General features: G+C 54.1%; 18 protein-coding genes and 1 pseudogene. 6 read left to right on the forward strand and 13 right to left on the reverse strand.

Annotated features, from left to right (window positions below; translation table 11 throughout):
* The first annotated feature begins 26 nt into the window (after nucleotides 1–26).
* Both diaA and dolP read left to right on the forward strand, forming a co-directional pair.
* Nucleotides 27–617, forward strand: a complete 591-nt coding sequence (gene diaA, locus ABIE10_RS17145) for a DnaA initiator-associating protein DiaA (protein ID WP_003024948.1) — start codon at nucleotides 27–29, stop codon at nucleotides 615–617.
* A gap of 9 nt (nucleotides 618–626) precedes the next feature.
* Complete coding sequence (gene dolP, locus ABIE10_RS17150) at nucleotides 627–1,202, forward strand: division/outer membrane stress-associated lipid-binding lipoprotein (protein WP_003024954.1); 576 nt, start codon at nucleotides 627–629, stop codon at nucleotides 1,200–1,202.
* Nucleotides 1,203–1,251: 49 nt separating this feature from the next.
* Here the strand turns inward: dolP and ABIE10_RS17155 are convergent, their stop codons facing one another.
* Both ABIE10_RS17155 and ABIE10_RS17160 read right to left on the reverse strand, forming a co-directional pair.
* Nucleotides 1,252–1,887: an NAD(P)H-binding protein gene (locus ABIE10_RS17155; protein WP_016154656.1), complete on the reverse strand. Its 636-nt coding sequence runs from the start codon at nucleotides 1,885–1,887 to the stop codon at nucleotides 1,252–1,254.
* Between the two features lie 37 nt (nucleotides 1,888–1,924).
* A complete protein-coding gene (locus ABIE10_RS17160; protein ID WP_016157562.1) occupies nucleotides 1,925–2,353 on the reverse strand; it encodes a YhbP family protein in 429 nt (142 codons plus the stop codon).
* Between the two features lie 43 nt (nucleotides 2,354–2,396).
* Here ABIE10_RS17160 and ABIE10_RS17165 point away from each other — a divergent pair.
* Nucleotides 2,397–2,706: pseudogene (locus ABIE10_RS17165) on the forward strand (GIY-YIG nuclease family protein).
* On the opposite strand, the gene ABIE10_RS17170 reads toward ABIE10_RS17165, so the two are convergent.
* A complete protein-coding gene (locus ABIE10_RS17170; RefSeq protein WP_016157563.1) occupies nucleotides 2,693–3,196 on the reverse strand; it encodes a GNAT family N-acetyltransferase in 504 nt (167 codons plus the stop codon). The pseudogene ABIE10_RS17165 and the gene ABIE10_RS17170 sit on opposite strands and share 14 nt — an antisense overlap.
* Nucleotides 3,190–3,714 (reverse strand): ubiquinone anaerobic biosynthesis accessory factor UbiT, encoded by a 525-nt coding sequence (gene ubiT / locus ABIE10_RS17175; protein ID WP_016154660.1) that lies wholly within the window; start codon nucleotides 3,712–3,714, stop codon nucleotides 3,190–3,192. The genes ABIE10_RS17170 and ubiT overlap by 7 nt, the downstream gene beginning before the upstream one ends.
* Before the next feature lie 219 nt (nucleotides 3,715–3,933).
* Here ubiT and ubiU point away from each other — a divergent pair, with 219 nt between their 5' ends.
* From ubiU to ABIE10_RS17190, 3 genes are all read left to right on the forward strand, one after another.
* Nucleotides 3,934–4,929, forward strand: a complete 996-nt coding sequence (ubiU, locus tag ABIE10_RS17180) for a ubiquinone anaerobic biosynthesis protein UbiU (RefSeq protein ID WP_016154661.1) — start codon at nucleotides 3,934–3,936, stop codon at nucleotides 4,927–4,929.
* Nucleotides 4,930–4,937: 8 nt separating this feature from the next.
* Nucleotides 4,938–5,816, forward strand: coding sequence for a U32 family peptidase (locus ABIE10_RS17185; RefSeq protein WP_152607053.1), 879 nt, complete (start codon nucleotides 4,938–4,940; stop codon nucleotides 5,814–5,816).
* Between the two features lie 80 nt (nucleotides 5,817–5,896).
* Entirely contained in the window at nucleotides 5,897–6,904 is a 1,008-nt protein-coding gene (locus ABIE10_RS17190; protein ID WP_016154663.1) for a luciferase-like monooxygenase, read from the forward strand.
* 89 nt (nucleotides 6,905–6,993) lie between these two features.
* On the opposite strand, the gene mtr is transcribed toward ABIE10_RS17190, so the two are convergent.
* From mtr to infB, 9 genes are all read right to left on the reverse strand, one after another.
* Nucleotides 6,994–8,238: a tryptophan permease gene (mtr, locus tag ABIE10_RS17195; RefSeq protein ID WP_016154664.1), complete on the reverse strand. Its 1,245-nt coding sequence runs from the start codon at nucleotides 8,236–8,238 to the stop codon at nucleotides 6,994–6,996.
* A gap of 153 nt (nucleotides 8,239–8,391) precedes the next feature.
* Nucleotides 8,392–10,323 carry a DEAD/DEAH family ATP-dependent RNA helicase gene (locus tag ABIE10_RS17200; protein ID WP_016157565.1) on the reverse strand — a complete coding sequence of 644 codons (1,932 nt, stop codon included), beginning with the start codon at nucleotides 10,321–10,323 and terminating at the stop codon, nucleotides 8,392–8,394.
* Nucleotides 10,316–10,396 carry a protein YrbN gene (gene yrbN / locus ABIE10_RS17205; protein ID WP_010723222.1) on the reverse strand — a complete coding sequence of 27 codons (81 nt, stop codon included), beginning with the start codon at nucleotides 10,394–10,396 and terminating at the stop codon, nucleotides 10,316–10,318. The genes ABIE10_RS17200 and yrbN overlap by 8 nt, the downstream gene beginning before the upstream one ends.
* Nucleotides 10,397–10,502: 106 nt before the next feature.
* Complete coding sequence (gene nlpI / locus ABIE10_RS17210; RefSeq protein ID WP_003024982.1) at nucleotides 10,503–11,387, reverse strand: lipoprotein NlpI; 885 nt, start codon at nucleotides 11,385–11,387, stop codon at nucleotides 10,503–10,505.
* 109 nt (nucleotides 11,388–11,496) lie between these two features.
* Entirely contained in the window at nucleotides 11,497–13,629 is a 2,133-nt protein-coding gene (pnp, locus tag ABIE10_RS17215) for a polyribonucleotide nucleotidyltransferase (RefSeq protein WP_008785911.1), read from the reverse strand.
* Between the two features lie 246 nt (nucleotides 13,630–13,875).
* A complete protein-coding gene (gene rpsO / locus ABIE10_RS17220) occupies nucleotides 13,876–14,145 on the reverse strand; it encodes a 30S ribosomal protein S15 (protein WP_000059465.1) in 270 nt (89 codons plus the stop codon).
* Between the two features lie 272 nt (nucleotides 14,146–14,417).
* Nucleotides 14,418–15,362 (reverse strand): tRNA pseudouridine(55) synthase TruB, encoded by a 945-nt coding sequence (truB, locus tag ABIE10_RS17225; protein WP_279263734.1) that lies wholly within the window; start codon nucleotides 15,360–15,362, stop codon nucleotides 14,418–14,420.
* Nucleotides 15,362–15,766 (reverse strand): 30S ribosome-binding factor RbfA, encoded by a 405-nt coding sequence (gene rbfA, locus ABIE10_RS17230; RefSeq protein WP_003024988.1) that lies wholly within the window; start codon nucleotides 15,764–15,766, stop codon nucleotides 15,362–15,364. The genes truB and rbfA overlap by 1 nt, the downstream gene beginning before the upstream one ends.
* 220 nt (nucleotides 15,767–15,986) lie before the next feature.
* On the reverse strand, nucleotides 15,987–18,677 hold the full coding sequence (infB, locus tag ABIE10_RS17235; protein ID WP_016154667.1) for a translation initiation factor IF-2: 2,691 nt from the start codon (nucleotides 18,675–18,677) through the stop codon (nucleotides 15,987–15,989).
* Nucleotides 18,678–18,691: the final 14 nt, after the last annotated feature.

The raw sequence follows: 18,691 nt of genomic DNA on the forward strand, positions 1-18,691 counted from the left end.
TCAGAGCCTGGTTCTTAAGGATTAGCGTGTTAGATAGAATTAAAGTCTGCTTTACAGAAAGCATTCAAACTCAGATAGCTGCGGCTGAAGCACTTCCGGATGCGATCTCCCGTGCAGCCATGACGCTGGTTCAGTCCCTGCTCAATGGCAACAAAATTCTCTGTTGTGGTAATGGGACGTCCGCTGCCAACGCACAGCATTTTGCTGCCAGCATGATCAATCGTTTTGAAACAGAGCGCCCAAGTTTACCTGCGATTGCACTAAATACTGATAATGTGGTCTTAACTGCGATTGCCAACGATCGCCTGCACGACGAAGTTTATGCAAAACAAGTCCGTGCGCTGGGACATGCAGGTGATGTTCTGCTGGCAATCTCTACGCGTGGTAATAGCCGCGATATCGTAAAAGCCGTTGAAGCCGCCGTGACACGCGACATGACAATTGTCGCACTGACCGGGTATGACGGAGGGGAGCTGGCCGGGTTACTGGGGCCGCAGGATGTTGAAATCCGTATCCCTTCACACCACAGCGCCCGCGTTCAGGAAATGCATATGCTGACGGTCAACTGCCTTTGCGATCTCATCGATAACACGCTTTTCCCTCACCAGGATGATTAAGGAGTACACATGAAGGCATTTTCGCCGCTTGCTGTGATTATCGCTGCCCTGCTACTGCAAGGCTGTGTCGCTGCCGCCGTTGTCGGAACTGCTGCTGTCGGCACCAAAGCCGCGACGGATCCTCGCAGTGTTGGCACCCAGGTAGATGACGGAACCCTGGAATTACGCGTCAATACCGCGTTGTCGAAAGATGCCCAGATCAAGAAAGAGGCGCGTATCAACGTGAGCGCGTATCAGGGTAAAGTGCTGCTGGTCGGTCAGTCGCCAAATAGCGAACTGTCTGCGCGGGCAAAACAGATTGCGATGGGTGTAGAAGGTACCACTGAGGTCTTTAACGAGATCCGTCAGGGTCAGCCAATCGGCCTGGGCGATGCGTCTAACGATACCTGGATAACCACTAAAGTACGTTCCCAGTTGCTGACCAGCGATCAGGTGAAATCCTCTAACGTGAAAGTCACCACCGAAAACGGGGAAGTGTTCCTGTTGGGTCTGGTGACTGAACGTGAAGCGAAGGCTGCGGCAGACATCGCCAGCCGGGTAAGCGGCGTGAAACGCGTCACGACGGCTTTTACGTTTATTAAGTAAGACTGCTACAAATGCCGGATGGGGACGCCAGAGCGTCCTCTCCGGCATTTTATTTGGCTCTTTCGCGCAGTTCGGAAGAGGTCAGGATCGAAACGCCCTCATGTCCAGGCGCCAGTGCCTCCGCCAGCATAGCCCTGGCTACATCACGCGCCTCAATCGACTTCCAGTTCCCCGGCAGCAGCCGAAATAACGGCGCTAAAAACCTCTCATTCGCCCGCTGTTTATCCCGCTCTCCGAGTAACATTGAAGGCCGAACAATCGTCAGCCGCGGCCAATTTTGCGCGATCAGCGCCTGCTCCATTTCCCCTTTCACCCGGTTATAAAAAAACGGTGAATTGGCATTGGCACCCATCGAACTGACCACCAGCATATGCTGAGCGCCCAACCGACGCCCCGTCAGGGCCGTGTCCACCACCAGCGTATAGTCAGCATGGATAAACGCTTCTTTGCTACCCGCTTCTCGCCGGGTGGTTCCCAGACAACAAAAGACAATATCTACCGGATCGGTGACCTGCGCCAGCGCATCGGTTAGCTGCGGATCATAGGGATTATAGACGCCAGCCGTATCAGCCAGCGGTCGACGCGTCGGTGCCGTGATGGCATTGACCCGGGGTTCATTGAGCAGCATACGCAGCAAATTTCCGCCTACCAGCCCCGTTGCGCCTGTTATTAACACCTGACTCATCGCTAATCTTCCCCTGACTCTTTAATCACTCTATTAACTATAGATCACGTTGCCAGTGCATTTTTTTACCAAAGCCCAGCGTGTTGTCCGTGAATTTGACTTCATCCAGTCGAATCTCCCACACGGGCGCAGGCAGCATTCTGGCGACCGGGAAACGGCGGTTGTAGGCGTTACGCGCGGCTTCACTCTCCTGCCCTTCAAGACGCCGGATTTCCCCTTTAAACTGTACGCCACGAATCAGGGCGACCGTTTTGGGCTGACCATTTACCGTGCCGGCAATCGGCGCGCGCGGCCCGGACATCTGCGCATGGCGCGTTTTCTCTTCGGTCAGCACATAGAACACCATCTTCTGCGCATCAAACAGGTAAAACGCATTGGCGCACCATAATTCACCGTCATGATGTACACACCAGGTCACGACGTGCTGCTTTGCCAGCCAGCGGGTCACCGCAGTCAGTGTTTCCATTTCTGTTCTCTTTTATACTGTAGGCCTGAAAATTATCACGTCGATGGTGACAATGACACCCTGGTATCTGTACCTGATCCGTACTGCGGACAACGCCTTATACACCGGAATAACCACCGATGTGCAGCGCCGCTATAAGCAGCATCAAAGTGGGAAAGGCGCGAAGGCGCTGCGCGGAAAGGGGGAACTCACGTTGGCATTTGCGGCTCAGGTCGGCGACCGTTCGCTGGCCCTGCGCTTAGAATATCGCGTCAAACAGCTTACAAAGCGGCAGAAAGAGCGCCTTGTTGAAGGCGAAGGGCTTGAGGCACTACTGAGCAGCCTGCAAACCCCCGGCGCTTAAAAACGATTGAAGTAGTCGTGGTATTCCACAAGGCCCGTCACACCCTCCAGCGCATCGTCCGCCAGGCGATGAACCTGGAACGCGCTTTCGGTACCCGGCCAGCGGCAACGCAGGTCATGATGGGCAGCCAGCTCAAAACCAAAGCGGCTGTACAGCGCCGGATCGCCCAGCGTAACCACCGCGGCGTAACCAAACTCGTTCAGGGAATCGAGTCCTTCATAGACCAGCTGACGCGCCAGGCCCTGTCCACGGTAGTTTTCATCCACCGCGAGCGGCGCCATGCCGACCCATTGCAGGTCTTCGCCCTGGACATCGACAGGGCTGAACGCGACGTAACCCACTACCTGACCTTCGTCATCGGTAGCAACCAGACCCAGCGTTATGAAACCGTCTTCACGCAGGTCGTGCACTAATTTCGCTTCCGCATCGCTCTCAAATGAACGACGCAGCAATGCATCAATACCTGGGGCATCAATGGGAATTTCAACTCGAATCAGCATGGCTCACCTACCGAAGTCTGTTTGGTTTCTGGCGACGTTTTCATTCCCGCCTCAACAAAATCCGCCAACTGCATCAGCATGACGCGCAACGCTTTAGGCATCTGATCCAGTTCGATGGCGTCCATCAGATTTTTAACATACAGCCCTAATTCTGTATCACCTTCAATCACCAGGCGACGCTGGAAGAACAGCGTATCCGGATCCTGCTTACGCGCCGCGATCATCAGGAGATCGCTGGCATCCGCGCTAAAACTCACATCCGCCTCTGCATTCTGGCTGACGATAAGTTTATCGTTCTCAACAGAGGTATACCATTTAAGGCCAATGTCACGCACATGAATGCTCAGCCAGCGACCGTCGAGAAACTCCAGCTCCCCATCGGCCAGCGCCTGACTAAACTGCCAGCTCAGGACCTGCTCCAGAACCTGGCGCTTCAGCGCAAAGGGCGTCAGTTTAACCGGTACACTCATCAGAGAAGGACCAAAATGTACTAAGCGTGAACGCAGTTTATCCAACACGAGCTTTACTCCCTGTTTCAATTATCCTGCTATTTTGCCATATCAAATAAACGACATAGCGGCATAAATCAACAATTCGCTACGAAATTGTTACCTCTTATTGGTATCACCAATACGACTTTAACTGCCTCAAATCAAAAATTGTCTCAGCAAGGTTAACTAAAATCCCTCTTCGTTAACATTTCTGCGCCCTTTACGGCGCAACGTTCAGGATAAATTATGGAGCTGCTCTGCCCTGCCGGAAACCTCCCGGCGCTTAAGGCGGCCATCGAGAACGGCGCTGATGCGGTCTACATCGGGCTGAAAGATGATACCAACGCCCGTCATTTCGCCGGCCTTAATTTTACCGAGAAAAAATTGCAGGAAGCGGTGAGTTTTGTCCATCAGCACCGCCGTAAGCTGCACATCGCGATTAACACCTTTGCGCATCCGGATGGTTACGCGCGCTGGCAACGTGCCGTAGATATGGCGGCGCAACTGGGTGCGGATGCGCTGATCCTCGCCGACCTCGCCATGCTTGAGTATGCCGCAGAGCGCTACCCGCATATTGAGCGTCATGTCTCTGTTCAGGCATCCGCAACCAATGAAGAGGCGATTAATTTCTATCATCGCAACTTTGATGTCGCCCGCGTGGTGCTGCCGCGCGTACTGTCTATTCACCAGGTGAAGCAACTCGCTCGCGTCACGCCAGTTCCCCTGGAAGTGTTCGCCTTTGGCAGTCTGTGCATTATGGCGGAAGGCCGCTGCTATCTTTCATCCTATCTGACGGGCGAGTCTCCTAATACGGTTGGCGCCTGCTCTCCTGCCCGTTTTGTTCGCTGGCAGCAGACCCAACAAGGGCTGGAATCCCGTCTTAATGAAGTGCTGATCGACCGCTATCAGGACGGAGAAAACGCCGGTTATCCGACGCTGTGTAAAGGCCGCTATCTGGTTGATGGCGAGCGCTATCATGCGCTGGAAGAACCCACCAGCCTGAATACGCTGGAGCTGCTGCCAGAACTGCTGGCGGCCAATATTGCCTCGGTGAAAATCGAAGGGCGTCAGCGTAGCCCGGCCTACGTCAGCCAGGTGGCGAAAGTGTGGCGCCAGGCGATCGACCGCTGTATGGCCGACCCGCAAAACTACGCCCCACAGGCCGCGTGGATGGAAACGCTCGGTTCAATGTCCGAAGGCACGCAGACCACGCTTGGCGCGTATCACCGTAAATGGCAGTGAGAGAAGCAATGAAATATTCCTTAGGGCCGGTGCTGTGGTACTGGCCGAAAGAAACGCTGGAAGATTTTTATCAGCAGGCCGCCACCAGCCAGGCCGACGTTATCTACCTTGGCGAAGCGGTGTGCAGTAAACGCCGCGCTACCAAAGTAGGCGACTGGATCGATATGGCGAAATCGCTCGCTGGCAGCGGTAAACAGGTGGTGCTGTCAACGCTGGCGCTGGTGCAGGCCTCCTCTGAGCTGGGAGAACTGAAGCGCTATGTCGAAAACGGCGACTTCCTGCTGGAAGCCAGCGATCTCGGTGTGGTAAACATGTGCGCCGAGCGTAAGCTGCCGTTTGTCGCCGGGCATGCGCTCAACTGCTACAACGCGGTAACCCTGCGTTTGTTGCTCAGGCAGGGCATGGTGCGCTGGTGTATGCCGGTAGAACTGTCCCGTGACTGGCTGGTCAATCTGCTTAACCAGTGTGAAGAGCTGGGTATTCGCAATCAGTTTGAAGTAGAGGTACTGAGCTACGGGCATCTGCCGCTGGCGTACTCTGCCCGCTGCTTTACCGCACGCTCTGAAGACCGTCCAAAAGACGAGTGTGAAACCTGCTGCATCAAATACCCGAATGGGCGCGATGTGCTGTCGCAGGAGAATCAGCAGGTCTTTGTCCTCAACGGCATCCAGACTATGAGCGGCTATGTTTACAACCTCGGCAACGAGCTGATATCGATGCAGGGTCTGGTTGATATTGTGCGTCTGTCCCCTTCAGGCAGCGACACGTTCGCCATGCTCGATGCCTTCCGCGCCAATGAAAATGGCACTGCCCCATTACCGCTTGCTGCCCACAGCGACTGCAACGGCTACTGGAAGCGACTGGCAGGTCTTGAACTACAGCCGTGATTAATAGCTCACTTTGTTAACAACATTCGCTAATCTTTAATGCAGTATTAAAAGATTAACCGGTAACAAAGTGAGCCGTTATGACTGACAAAACTATTCCGTTCTCGGTGCTGGATCTGGCGCCGATCCCTGAAGGATCTTCGGCAAAAGAGGCCTTCACACACTCGCTTGATCTCGCTCGACTGGCCGAAAAGCGCGGCTACCACCGCTACTGGCTGGCAGAACATCACAACATGACCGGCATCGCCAGCGCGGCGACCTCTGTGCTGATTGGCTATCTGGCTGCCAATACCACCACGCTGCATCTTGGTTCTGGCGGCGTTATGCTGCCCAACCATTCGCCGCTGGTGATCGCCGAGCAGTTCGGTACCCTGAATACGCTGTATCCGGGGCGAATCGATCTCGGGCTTGGCCGCGCGCCGGGTAGCGACCAACCGACCATGCGCGCGTTGCGCCGCCATATGAGTGGTGATATCGATAACTTCCCGCGCGACGTAGCTGAACTGGTGGACTGGTTCGACGCCCGCGATCCTAATCCCCATGTACGCCCGGTTCCCGGCTACGGCGAGCAGATCCCGGTCTGGTTATTAGGCTCCAGTCTGTACAGCGCACAGCTGGCAGCCCAGCTCGGCCTGCCATTTGCCTTCGCCTCGCACTTTGCTCCGGATATGTTGCATCAGGCGCTGCATCTGTATCGCACCCAGTTCAAGCCCTCAGCGCGGCTGGCAAAGCCGTATGCGATGGTGTGCATCAACATCATTGCCGCCGACAGCAACCGCGATGCCGAATTTCTTTTCACCTCAATGCAGCAGGCGTTTGTGAAACTGCGTCGTGGCGAAACCGGCCAGCTACCGCCACCGGTAGAGAATATGCATCAGTTGTGGTCCGCTTCCGAGCAGTACGGCGTACAACAGGCTCTGAGCATGTCGCTGGTTGGTGATAAGGCGAAAGTGCGACACGGTCTCGACGCCATTTTGCGTGAAACCCAGGCCGATGAAATTATGGTTAACGGCCAGATTTTTGATCATCAGGCACGGCTACATTCGTTTGACCTGGCGATGCAGGTGAAAGAAGAGTTGGTGGGGTAATCGTTGTTTTGCCCGGTGGCGCTTCGCTTACCGGGCTTACGAGACCGTATAAGCCGGATAAGGCGCAACCGCCATCCGGCACTAAAAGGTTACTGGTACACAGGCAACAAATTCACGCTCGACAGAATATGGATAACCGCGTTGCCGATGCCGAATACCAGGATCAGCGCAATCATCGGCTTGCCGCCCCAGACACGGAATTTCGGGCTGCCAAAACGCTCGCGGGATTTACGGGCCAGCAGCGCCGGAACAATGGCGGCCCAGATGGTCGCGGCAAGCCCTGCATAGCCAATGGCGTACAGGAAACCGTTCGGCCACAGCAGGCCACCGACAATCGGCGGGACAAACGTCAGCAATGCCGTTTTAAAACGTCCCATTGCCGAGTCATCAAAACCAAACAGATCCGCCAAATAGTCAAACAGACCGAGCGTGACGCCGAGGAATGAACTCGCCACCGCAAAGTTGGAGAACACCACCAGCAGCAGATCCAGACTGCGGCTGTTAAGCACGCCGCTCAGCGCCTGTACCAGCACATCAATGTTACCGCCCTGCTGCGCAATACCGATAAATTCCGGACGCGGGATGTTACCCATCGTCCCCAGCAACCATACGGTATACAGCACCAGCGCCAGCAGCGTGCCGTACACCAGGCACTTAACGATGGTCTTCGGATCTTTGCCGTAGTACTTCATCAGGCTCGGGACGTTGCCGTGATAGCCGAATGAGGCCAAGCAGAACGGTAACGTCATCAGCAGGTACGGCGTATACGAAGCGTTGCTCTGCGCCACGTTAAACAGCGTCGTGGGCGTAACATGCCCCAGCAGACTGCCGAAGGTCAGGAAAAAAGTAATCACCTTCGCGCCCAGCACAATCGCCGTCATGCGGCTAACCGCTTTGGTGCTTAACCACACCACGAACGCCACCAGCAGCGCAAAACCAAGACCCGCCGCACGCGCCGGAACGTTCAGCGACATCTCCGAAAAGGTGTGATGCAGGATCGAACCACTCGCCGAGATATACGCATAGGTAAGGATATAGAGAACGAAAGCAATCGAGATGCCGTTCACAACGTTCCAGCCTTTGCCCAGCAGATCTTTCGTGATGGTGTCAAAGCTGGAACCAATGCGGTAATTGAGGTTAGCTTCAAGGATCATCAGCCCGGAGTGCAGCATACAAAACCAGGTGAAGATCAGCGCCGCCATTGACCAGAAGAACCACGCCCCGGACATGACCACTGGCAGAGAAAACATCCCCGCGCCAATAATGGTGCCGCCGATGATCACCACGCCGCCAAGCAGCGAAGGTGACGTTTGGGTGGTGGTTAGTGTTGCCATTTAGCCATCTCTCCAGTCATTTATATTGTGACTACATTTCAATGTGCTGCACTGTACCAGTACACGAGTACAAATGAAATAAAAAAAGCCCCGATTGTTAAGATCGGGGCTGTATATTTTACTTTACGGTATTAAACCGTAATTTCGCATGGATTACGCATCACCGCCGAAACGACGACGACCAGCGGAATCATCACGACGCGGAGCAGAAGAATCGTCACGACGCGGACCGCGGTTGCCTTCACGACGTTCGCCGCTGAAACGACGACCTTCGCTACGACCGCCTTCACGACGCTCACCGCTGAAACCACGACCTTCGCCACGACCGCCTTCACGACGCTCACCGCTGAAACGGCCACCGCCACGACGCTCACCACCGGTGTGCGGAACTGCATCGCCAACCAGCTGCATGTTCATCGGCTTGTTCAGGATGCGAGTACGGGTAAAGTGCTGCAGCACGTCGCCCGGCATACCTTTCGGCAGCTCGATGGTTGAGTGGGAAGCAAACAGCTTGATGTTACCGATGTAACGGCTGCTGATATCGCCTTCGTTAGCAATCGCACCAACGATATGACGGACTTCAACACCGTCATCACGGCCCACTTCAATGCGGTACAGCTGCATATCGCCAACGTCACGACGTTCACGACGCGGACGGTCTTCACCACCACGGTCATTACGGTCACCACGCGGGCCACGATCGTTGCGGTCACGCGGACCACGATCGTCACGGTCGCGGAATTCGCGTTTCGGACGCATCGGCGCATCTGGCGGCAGGATCAGCGGACGTTCGCCCTGAGCCATTTTCAGCAGTGCGGCTGCCAGCGTTTCGATATCCAGTTCTTCTTCCGGCTGCATTTTCGCCAGCAGAGCACGGTACTGATCCAGATCGCTGCTTTCCAGCTGCTGCTGTACTTTAGCGGCGAATTTTTCCAGACGGCGTTTGCCCAGCAGGTCTGCGTTCGGCAGTTCTACTTCCGGAATAGTCAGCTTCATGGTGCGTTCGATGTTACGCAGCAGACGACGCTCACGGTTCTCAACGAACAGCAGCGCGCGACCCGCACGGCCCGCACGACCAGTACGGCCGATACGGTGAACGTAAGATTCGGAATCCATCGGGATGTCGTAGTTAACAACCAGGCTGATACGCTCAACGTCCAGGCCACGTGCCGCAACGTCGGTAGCAATCAGAATATCCAGACGGCCATCTTTCAGACGCTCCAGAGTCTGCTCACGCAGGGACTGGTTCATGTCGCCGTTCAGTGCAGCGCTGCTATAACCGCTACGCTCCAGCGCTTCTGCCACTTCCAGGGTCGCATTTTTGGTACGAACGAAGATAATCGCCGCATCAAAGTCTTCTGCTTCCAGGAAACGCACCAGCGCTTCATTTTTACGCATGCCCCAGACGGTCCAGTAGCTCTGGCTGATGTCAGGACGGGTAGTTACGCTGGACTGAATGCGTACTTCCTGCGGCTCTTTCATAAAGCGGCGGGTAATACGACGAATCGCTTCCGGCATAGTCGCGGAGAACAGAGCGGTCTGATGACCTTCCGGGATCTGCGCCATGATGGTTTCAACGTCTTCGATGAAGCCCATACGCAGCATTTCATCAGCTTCGTCCAGTACCAGACCGCTCAGTTTGGAGAGGTCCAGAGTACCGCGCTTCAGGTGATCCAGCAGACGGCCCGGCGTACCGACAACGATCTGTGGTCCCTGACGCAGGGCACGTAATTGCACGTCATAACGCTGGCCGCCGTACAGGGCAACCACGTTCACGCCGCGCATGTGTTTAGAAAAATCCGTCATGGCTTCTGCAACCTGAACCGCCAGTTCGCGGGTCGGTGCCAGCACCAGAATCTGAGGTGCCTTCAGCTCAGGATCAAGATTGTTGAGCAGCGGTAAAGAGAACGCTGCAGTTTTGCCGCTACCCGTCTGGGCCATACCCAGAACATCGCGGCCGCCCAGCAGATGCGGAATGCACTCTGCCTGGATTGGAGATGGTTTTTCGTAACCCAGATCGGTAAGGGCTTCAAGGATAGGAGCCTTCAGGCCCAGATCTGCAAAAGTGGTTTCGAATTCAGCCATGTAGTACGTGTGCCTCAAAATTAATGGCGGCCAGTCTACATAACTCATCATGAAATTGATCTGCAATTTTCATTGAAAAGTGTGAACCGGCTCAAAGTAGGTGTATTAACGAACAACAACGCCCTCACCCGTGAAGGTGATGGCAATCAAAAAAGATTACGGGCTGATGTGTACGTCAGCTATTGCTGGTCCGATTCTGCCAGGTCATCTTGGTCCTGGCCCAGGAGCGATAATTCCAACAATGCGTATCGGTGCTCAACAAAGTTATGAACGTTGTTAGCCACCGCCAGTTTGAACAATGCCGTAGCGTTGTCCAAATCCCCCAGACTTAGGTAGTACTTACCTAAATAGAAGTTGGTTTCACTGAGATGCTCAGCGAGCGAGGTGTTATCCGTTGCGTCCGCCTTTAGGCGTTCCATCAGCGTTGCTTCGCTAATGTTGCCCAGGTAGAACTCGACAATGTTCCATCCCCATTGCTCTTTATCCGATTTCTCAAAGCGTTGCTTTAACGCTTCTTTAGCCTGCTTCTCATCGAGCTTCTGCTCGGCGAGATAAAGCCACAGACTACGGAAAGGATCATTGGGATCGTCTTGATAAAACGCTAGCAGATCATCTTGCGCTAACTTGTCGCGACCGCCGTAATACAATGCGATACCGCGATTTAAGTGCGCGTAGTTGTAAGTTGGATCAAGCTCAAGTACAGAATCAAACGCTTCATAGGCAGCATCAAAATTGCCTGCCTGCGTTAAATATATACCTAAGTAATTGAATACTTCAGGCATATCTGGTCGGATTGCCAGCGCTTGTGAAAAATCATTTCGCGCCAGTGCCCTCAGACCGAGACTATCATACAACACTCCGCGCTCATATAAAAGCTGTGCGCGTTCGTCATCGGTTAAAGCCCGACTGGCAAGAATTTGTTCCATACGTGCCAGAATCACTTCCTGCTGCAAAGTCGGTTGCAATGGTACTGCGAGGACTTCACTCTTACGCCAGGCGGAATTACTGCATCCAGCCAGCGTGAGTGCTGTCGCAACGAAACACCAGCGCAAAAAAGGCTTCATTTCCCACTCCCGAAGACAACGATTGAATGAACGTCCAGGTTCCCCGGTTGCTAACAAGGCGTCCTGCCGGGTTAAAAGCCCTCCGCTTTCACGGAGGGCAATGGCAACCTTACTCGCCCTGGCTTGCCGGAGCTTCCGGTTCGCCTGCAGGCTGAGACTGCTCAGTTGCTTCTTTAATGCTCAGACGTACACGGCCCTGGCGATCTACTTCCAGAACTTTGACCGGTACTTCCTGGCCCATCTGCAGGTAATCGGTCACTTTCTCAACGCGTTTGTCAGCGATCTGAGAGATGTGTACCAGACCTTCTTTACCGCCACCAATGGCAACGAATGCGCCAAAGTCAACGATACGGGTCACTTTACCATTGTAGATACGGCCTACTTCGATCTCTGCGGTGATCTCTTCGATACGACGGATAGCATATTTCGCTTTCTCGCCGTCGGTCGCAGCAATCTTCACAGTACCATCATCTTCAATTTCAATGGTGGTGCCGGTTTCTTCGGTCAGAGCACGGATAACAGAACCGCCTTTACCGATAACGTCTTTGATCTTGTCCGGGCTGATCTTGATGGTGTGGATACGCGGAGCGAACTGAGAAATGTCACCACGCGGTGCGTTGATCGCTTGTTCCATCACACCCAGGATGTGCAGACGCGCACCTTTAGCCTGGTTCAGAGCAACCTGCATGATCTCTTTGGTGATACCTTCAATTTTGATATCCATCTGCAGTGCAGAGATACCGTCGCGGGAACCCGCCACTTTGAAGTCCATATCGCCCAGGTGGTCTTCGTCGCCCAGGATGTCAGACAGAACAACAAAGTTGTCGCCTTCTTTCACCAGACCCATCGCGATACCCGCAACGGCAGCTTTGATCGGCACGCCTGCGTCCATCAGCGCCAGAGAAGCACCACATACGGAAGCCATGGAAGAAGAACCGTTAGATTCGGTGATTTCAGAAACCACACGTACGGTGTACGGGAATTTATCCAGTTCCGGCATCACTGCCAGTACGCCACGCTTCGCCAGACGACCGTGACCAATCTCACGACGCTTCGGAGAACCGACCATACCGGTTTCACCTACGCAGTACGGAGGGAAGTTGTAGTGGAACAGGAAGTTGTCAGTACGCTCGCCCATCAGCTCGTCAAGGTTCTGCGCATCACGAGTGGTGCCCAGGGTCGCAGTAACCAGCGCCTGAGTTTCGCCACGGGTGAACAGTGCGGAACCGTGGGTACGCGGCAGAACGCCAGTACGCACGTCCAGACCACGGATCATATCTTTTTCACGGCCATCGATGCGCGGCTCGCCTGCCAGTACGCGGCTGCGAACAACATTTTTCTCTATAGCGTGCAGGATTTCACCCAGTTCGTTAGCGTCCAGGGTTTCGTCTTCAGCCACCAGAGTTGCGATGGTTTCAGATTTGATCACGTCAACCTGAGCGTAACGCTCTTGTTTGTCGGTGATACGGTAAGCATCGCTCAGGCGAGCTTCTGCCAGTGCGGCAACGCGTGCGTTCAGCGCTTCGTTGACGGCTTCTGGCTGCCAGTCCCAACGCGGTTTGCCAGCTTCTTTCGCCAGCTCGTTGATAGCCTGAATAACAACCTGCTGCTGTTCGTGGCCGAATACTACAGCGCCCAGCATCTGGTCTTCGCTCAGCAGTTCAGCTTCGGATTCAACCATCAGTACGGCAGCTTCAGTACCAGCAACAACCAGGTCCAGCTTGCTTTCTTTCAGTTCGTCCTGAGTCGGGTTCAGTACGTACTGGTCATTGATGTAACCAACACGTGCAGCACCGATCGGGCCGTTGAACGGGATACCAGACAGAGTCAGCGCAGCAGATGCACCAATCATTGCCACGATATCCGGGTTAACCTGCGGGTTAACGGAAACAACGGTCGCGATAACCTGAACTTCGTTAACGAAGCCTTCCGGGAACAGCGGGCGAACCGGGCGGTCAATCAGACGCGCGATCAGAGTTTCGCCTTCACTCGGACGGCCTTCACGACGGAAGAAGCTACCCGGGATACGGCCAGCAGCGTAGGTACGCTCCTGATAGTTAACGGTCAGTGGGAAAAAGTCCTGGCCTGGTTTCGCTTTTTTCTGGCCAACAACGGTAACGAATACCGCAGTGTCATCCATGCTAACCATAACAGCGGCAGTCGCCTGACGCGCCATCATGCCGGTTTCCAGCGTAACGGTATGCTGACCGTACTGGAATTTACGAACGATCGGATTAAGCAAATTAATATCCTTTCTCTATTTTTTGACGGCACATTTTTGCGCCATCGTTAATACCCGATCTTCTGCGCATCCTCGCGACTAATGACAACCCTAACCCATAAGCATGAGTAAAGCCTCTCATTAGCCGCGCGAACCTCTGCAACGGAAGATCATTCATAGCAACAATACATTAGTTTCCAGCGAATTGCTGCCATCTGCTGGAAAAAAGGGGCCATGAAGGCCCCCTCTTTCTGAAACTCGAAAGAATTAGCGACGCAGACCCAGACGCTCGATCAGCGCGGTGTAACGTGCAACATCTTTACGTTTCAGGTAGTCGAGCAGTTTACGACGCTGAGAAACCATGCGCAGCAGACCACGACGGCTGTGGTGATCTTTTTTGTGCTCTGCAAAGTGGCCCTGCAGGTGGTTAATCTGTGCAGTCAACAGAGCAACCTGAACATCGGTAGAACCGGTGTCGTTTGCATCACGACCAAACTCAGAAACGATTTTAGCGGTAGCTTCAGTACTTAGAGACATTTTAAAACTCCAAAGTGTTAAGAATGAAAGGATGCCGATCTCTAATTCAGCTATCCCAGTGTATACACGCCTTCTTCAAACTGACCCTGCGCTGGCTGTGTCCGCTCACCTCGGTCACTTACCTGAGTAAGCTCCTGAGGATCCTCAGACCTGCCGCCTTGATGCAGCTCGAATGATTTTGTGTACACGCCACGCAGATTGTTAAACAATTTACGCGACGTTAAGCGGCAGTATTCTACTCGCAGCGCCCTTTTATCGCAAGACAGAGAGCGCTATGCAGGATACTCAACCACCAGGCGACGAGGGGCGACACGACCTTCATCGTCCATCTCCCCCATGCCGATAAACTTGCCATCATCGCCTTCCGTGACGCGCACCAGCCCTTCCAGCGGCGCACCTGACGTCCGTACCGGGTTACCATTTTTAAAGTAAACCGACGATGTTAAAGGCAAATTAACAACAGGGTAGTCCGATGCAGGACTGTCCATTGGCATCAGCAAAGGATCAAGCAGCTGCGCCGCCGGAATGTTCTGCTGTTCGGCCTGTTCAACCAGCTCATGCAGATGTTCCAGCGTAACCATACGATCCACCGGATACTTGCTGACCGTCAGACGACGCAGATACGTTACGTGCGCGCCGCAGCCCAGCTTCTCACCGAGATCGTCAACGATGGTGCGAATATAAGTGCCTTTGGAGCAGTGAACTTCCAGCTCCAGCTCGTTACCTTCGTGGCGAATAAACAGCAGCTCATAGACGGTAATCGGGCGCGCTTCACGCGGCACTTCAATGCCCTGACGCGCATATTCGTACAGCTTTTTACCCTGGTACTTCAGCGCCGAATACATTGACGGAATCTGCTCGATATCGCCACGGAAAGTCTCCAGCGCGCTGGCAAGCTGCTCTGCGCTGAAGGTTACCGGACGCTCCAGCACGATTTGCCCATCGGCATCGGAGGTGTCGGTACGCTGGCCCAGACGGGCAACCACACGATAGCGTTTATCAGAATCCAGCAAATACTGGGAAAACTTAGTCGCTTCACCGAGGCAGATAGGCAGCATGCCTGTTGCCAGCGGATCCAGCGCGCCGGTATGTCCCGCGCGGTTGGCATTGTAGATGCGCTTTACTTTTTGCAGTACGTCATTGCTGGACATGCCCTGCGGCTTATCCAGCAGCAGAACACCGTGAATGTCGCGACCACGACGACGAGGACGACTCATCAGTCCTCCTTGCTGTCGTCCGCTGGGTTCACACGACGCTCATCGTCATGTTTCACCACGCTGGTCACCAGGTTGGACATGCGCATCCCTTCAACTAACGAATTGTCGTAGAAGAAGGTCAGCTCAGGCACGATACGCAGACGCATTGCTTTACCCAGCAGAGAGCGGATAAAACCAGAGGCTTCCTGCAGTGCCTTAATGCCGTTTTTCACGGCAGCTTCGTCCTGATCGTTGAGGAAAGTCACGAACACTTTAGCGTATGCCAGGTCTCGGGACATCTCAACACCCGATACGGTGGTCATCATACCAACACGCGGGTCTTTGATTTCGCGTTGCAGGATGAGTGCGATTTCTTTCTGCATCTCCTGCGCGACACGCTGTGGGCGACCAAATTCTTTCGCCATAATAAATTCTCCAGAATAAAGACAAAAAAGGGGCCATAAGCCCCTTTTTAAATTTCTTGCCGGGTGGCGCTTCGCTTCCCCAGCCTACACTTAATCATCTTCTAAGGATTTTGGGTTGCAGCAAGGCGGCAAACTCGTAAATCCCCGGGAGCATAGATAACTATGTGACCGGGGTGATCGAGCGCAGCCAACGCAGTTGCGGCCCAAAAGACGACGAAGATTATGCGATGGTACGTTTGATCTCGATAATCTCGAACACTTCGATCATATCGCCAACGCGAACGTCGTTGTAGTTCTTAACGCCGATACCACATTCCATGCCATTACGGACTTCGTTGACGTCATCTTTGAAGCGGCGCAGGGATTCCAGCTCACCTTCATAGATAACCACGTTGTCGCGCAGTACGCGGATTGGGTTGTGACGTTTAATCGTGCCTTCGGTAACCATACAGCCTGCGATAGCGCCGAATTTCGGTGATTTGAACACATCACGAACTTCAGCCAGACCAATGATCTGCTGTTTCAGTTCCGGAGACAGCATGCCGCTCATCGCTGCTTTCACTTCGTCGATCAGATGATAGATGACGGAGTAGTAACGCAGATCCAGGCTTTCTGATTCGATAACTTTACGTGCAGAGGCATCAGCACGGACGTTGAAGCCAACCAGAATCGCGTTGGATGCCGCAGCCAGGGTCGCGTCGGTTTCGGTGATACCACCTACGCCAGAACCGATAATCTTCACTTTTACTTCGTCGGTAGACAGTTTCAGTAAAGAGTCGGAAATCGCTTCTACAGAACCCTGAACATCGGCCTTCAGAACGATGTTCACTTCGTGAACTTCGCCTTCGGTCATGTTGGCGAACATGTTCTCCAGTTTAGATTTCTGCTGACGAGCCAGTTTAACTTCACGGAATTTGCCCTGACGGTACAGTGCAACTTCACGGGCTTTCTTCTCGTCACGAACAACGGTAACTTCGTCACCCGCAGCCGGAACACCGGACAGACCCAGGATTTCCACCGGAATGGATGGACCCGCTTCCAGTACTTCCTGACCCAGTTCGTTACGCATCGCACGAACGCGGCCGTATTCGAAACCACACAGTACGATGTCGCCTTTGTTCAGCGTACCTTCACGTACCAGCACGGTAGCAACCGGACCACGACCTTTATCCAGGAAGGATTCGATAACCGCACCGCTCGCCATACCTTTACGCACAGCTTTCAGTTCCAGTACTTCGGCCTGCAGCAGGATAGCATCCAGCAGTTCGTCGATACCGGTACCCGCTTTCGCAGAAACGTGAACGAACTGGCTCTCGCCGCCCCAATCTTCCGGCATGATGCCGTACTGGGACAGTTCGTTTTTAACGCGATCTGGATCCGCTTCTGGTTTATCGATTTTGTTGACTGCAACCACTACCGGCACACCTGCCGCTTTCGCGTGCTGGATAGCTTCGATAGTCTGCGGCATCACGCCGTCATCTGCTGCAACAACCAGAACAACGATATCCGTTGCCTGAGCACCACGAGCACGCATGGAGGTAAACGCGGCGTGACCCGGGGTATCCAGGAAGGTGATCATACCGTTATCAGTTTCAACATGGTACGCACCGATGTGCTGAGTAATGCCGCCCGCTTCGCCAGAGGCAACTTTCGTGGAGCGAATGTAGTCCAGCAGAGACGTTTTACCGTGGTCAACGTGACCCATGATGGTCACTACCGGTGCGCGCGGTTCTGCCGCAGCGCCGGTGTCACGGTCGCTCATTACTGCTTCTTCCAGCTCGTTTTCACGACGCAGGATAACTTTGTGGCCCATCTCTTCGGCAACCAGCTGTGCGGTTTCCTGGTCGATGACCTGGTTAATGGTCGCCATTGCGCCCAGCTTCATCATTGCTTTGATGACCTGAGAACCTTTGACTGCCATCTTGTTCGCCAGATCGCCAACGGTGATGGTTTCGCCGATCACAACGTCACGGTTCACGGCCTGAGCCGGCTTCTGGAAGCCCTGCTGCAGAGCGGAACCTTTACGCTGCTTACCGCCTTTACCGCCGCGAACCGCTGCACGCGCTTCTTCACGGTCAGCTTTAGATTCAGCGTGTTTGTTACCTTTCTTCGCCGGACGCGCTGCTTTCGTGCTGCGAGTACGACCACGGCCGCCTTCTACTTCACGATCGTTCTCGTCTTCTGCCTGGCGAGCATGCTGAGAGGTGGTGACGTGATAATCGCTGGTATCTTCAACAGGTTCAGCGTTATTCACACCATTCTTCTCGTTTTCTTCCGCCATACGGCGAGCTTCTTCCGCTACGCGGCGCGCTTCTTCTTCAAGCTTGCGACGTGCTTCTTCTTCCGCTTTACGCTTCAGTTCTGCGGCTTCATTTTCACGGCGGGCTTTTTCGGCCTGGGCGGTTTTAGTCATATCGTCGGTCTGTTGATTGCTCACTTTGTCTTTTTCCGCAGCTTCACGTTTCGCTTTATCAGCGGCTTCACGCTTAGCTTGTTCTGCGGCCTCACGTTCGGCTTTTTGTTGCGCCTCGCGTTTGGCAGCTTCTTCTGCCTCACGACGGGCTTGCTCTTCCGCTTCACGCTGCGCCTGCTCTTCCGCGGCAAGGCGTTCAGCCTCTTGCGGATCGCGTTTCACAAAGGTGCGTGTCTTGCGGACTTCGATTTGTACCGATTTGCTTTTTCCACCGGTACCTGGAATATTGAGAGTACTGCGCGTTTTACGCTGCAATGTCAACTTATCGGGCGCTGAGCCGTTTTCACGGTTCAGATGCGCCAGTAAGGTTTGTTTCTCTTGTGCGGACACAGAGTCGTCAGCAGACTTCGGGATACCTGCATCAGCAAATTGCTGTACCAGGCGATCCACGGAGGTCTGTATCTCTGCAGCCAGCGTTTTTACGGTTACATCTGTCATACTGTTCCTTCCTG

Source organism: Citrobacter sp. 506 (assembly GCF_050434985.1).
GTDB classification, from domain to species: domain Bacteria; phylum Pseudomonadota; class Gammaproteobacteria; order Enterobacterales; family Enterobacteriaceae; genus Citrobacter; species Citrobacter braakii.

What these genes read in the sequence shown, in the direction of transcription:
- rbfA (WP_003024988.1), bottom strand. Translation starts at nt 15,766, where the DNA reads ATGGCGAAAGAATTTGGTCGCCCACAGCGTGTCGCGCAGGAGATGCAG.
- ABIE10_RS17155 (WP_016154656.1), bottom strand. Translation starts at nt 1,887, where the DNA reads ATGAGTCAGGTGTTAATAACAGGCGCAACGGGGCTGGTAGGCGGAAAT.
- mtr (WP_016154664.1), bottom strand. Translation starts at nt 8,238, where the DNA reads ATGGCAACACTAACCACCACCCAAACGTCACCTTCGCTGCTTGGCGGC.
- ABIE10_RS17170 (WP_016157563.1), bottom strand. Translation starts at nt 3,196, where the DNA reads ATGCTGATTCGAGTTGAAATTCCCATTGATGCCCCAGGTATTGATGCA.
- infB (WP_016154667.1), bottom strand. Translation starts at nt 18,677, where the DNA reads ATGACAGATGTAACCGTAAAAACGCTGGCTGCAGAGATACAGACCTCC.
- ABIE10_RS17200 (WP_016157565.1), bottom strand. Translation starts at nt 10,323, where the DNA reads ATGGCTGAATTCGAAACCACTTTTGCAGATCTGGGCCTGAAGGCTCCT.
- yrbN (WP_010723222.1), bottom strand. Translation starts at nt 10,396, where the DNA reads ATGAAAATTGCAGATCAATTTCATGATGAGTTATGTAGACTGGCCGCC.
- dolP (WP_003024954.1), top strand. Translation starts at nt 627, where the DNA reads ATGAAGGCATTTTCGCCGCTTGCTGTGATTATCGCTGCCCTGCTACTG.
- nlpI (WP_003024982.1), bottom strand. Translation starts at nt 11,387, where the DNA reads ATGAAGCCTTTTTTGCGCTGGTGTTTCGTTGCGACAGCACTCACGCTG.
- ABIE10_RS17190 (WP_016154663.1), top strand. Translation starts at nt 5,897, where the DNA reads ATGACTGACAAAACTATTCCGTTCTCGGTGCTGGATCTGGCGCCGATC.
- truB (WP_279263734.1), bottom strand. Translation starts at nt 15,362, where the DNA reads ATGAGTCGTCCTCGTCGTCGTGGTCGCGACATTCACGGTGTTCTGCTG.
- rpsO (WP_000059465.1), bottom strand. Translation starts at nt 14,145, where the DNA reads ATGTCTCTAAGTACTGAAGCTACCGCTAAAATCGTTTCTGAGTTTGGT.
- ubiU (WP_016154661.1), top strand. Translation starts at nt 3,934, where the DNA reads ATGGAGCTGCTCTGCCCTGCCGGAAACCTCCCGGCGCTTAAGGCGGCC.
- ABIE10_RS17185 (WP_152607053.1), top strand. Translation starts at nt 4,938, where the DNA reads ATGAAATATTCCTTAGGGCCGGTGCTGTGGTACTGGCCGAAAGAAACG.
- ABIE10_RS17160 (WP_016157562.1), bottom strand. Translation starts at nt 2,353, where the DNA reads ATGGAAACACTGACTGCGGTGACCCGCTGGCTGGCAAAGCAGCACGTC.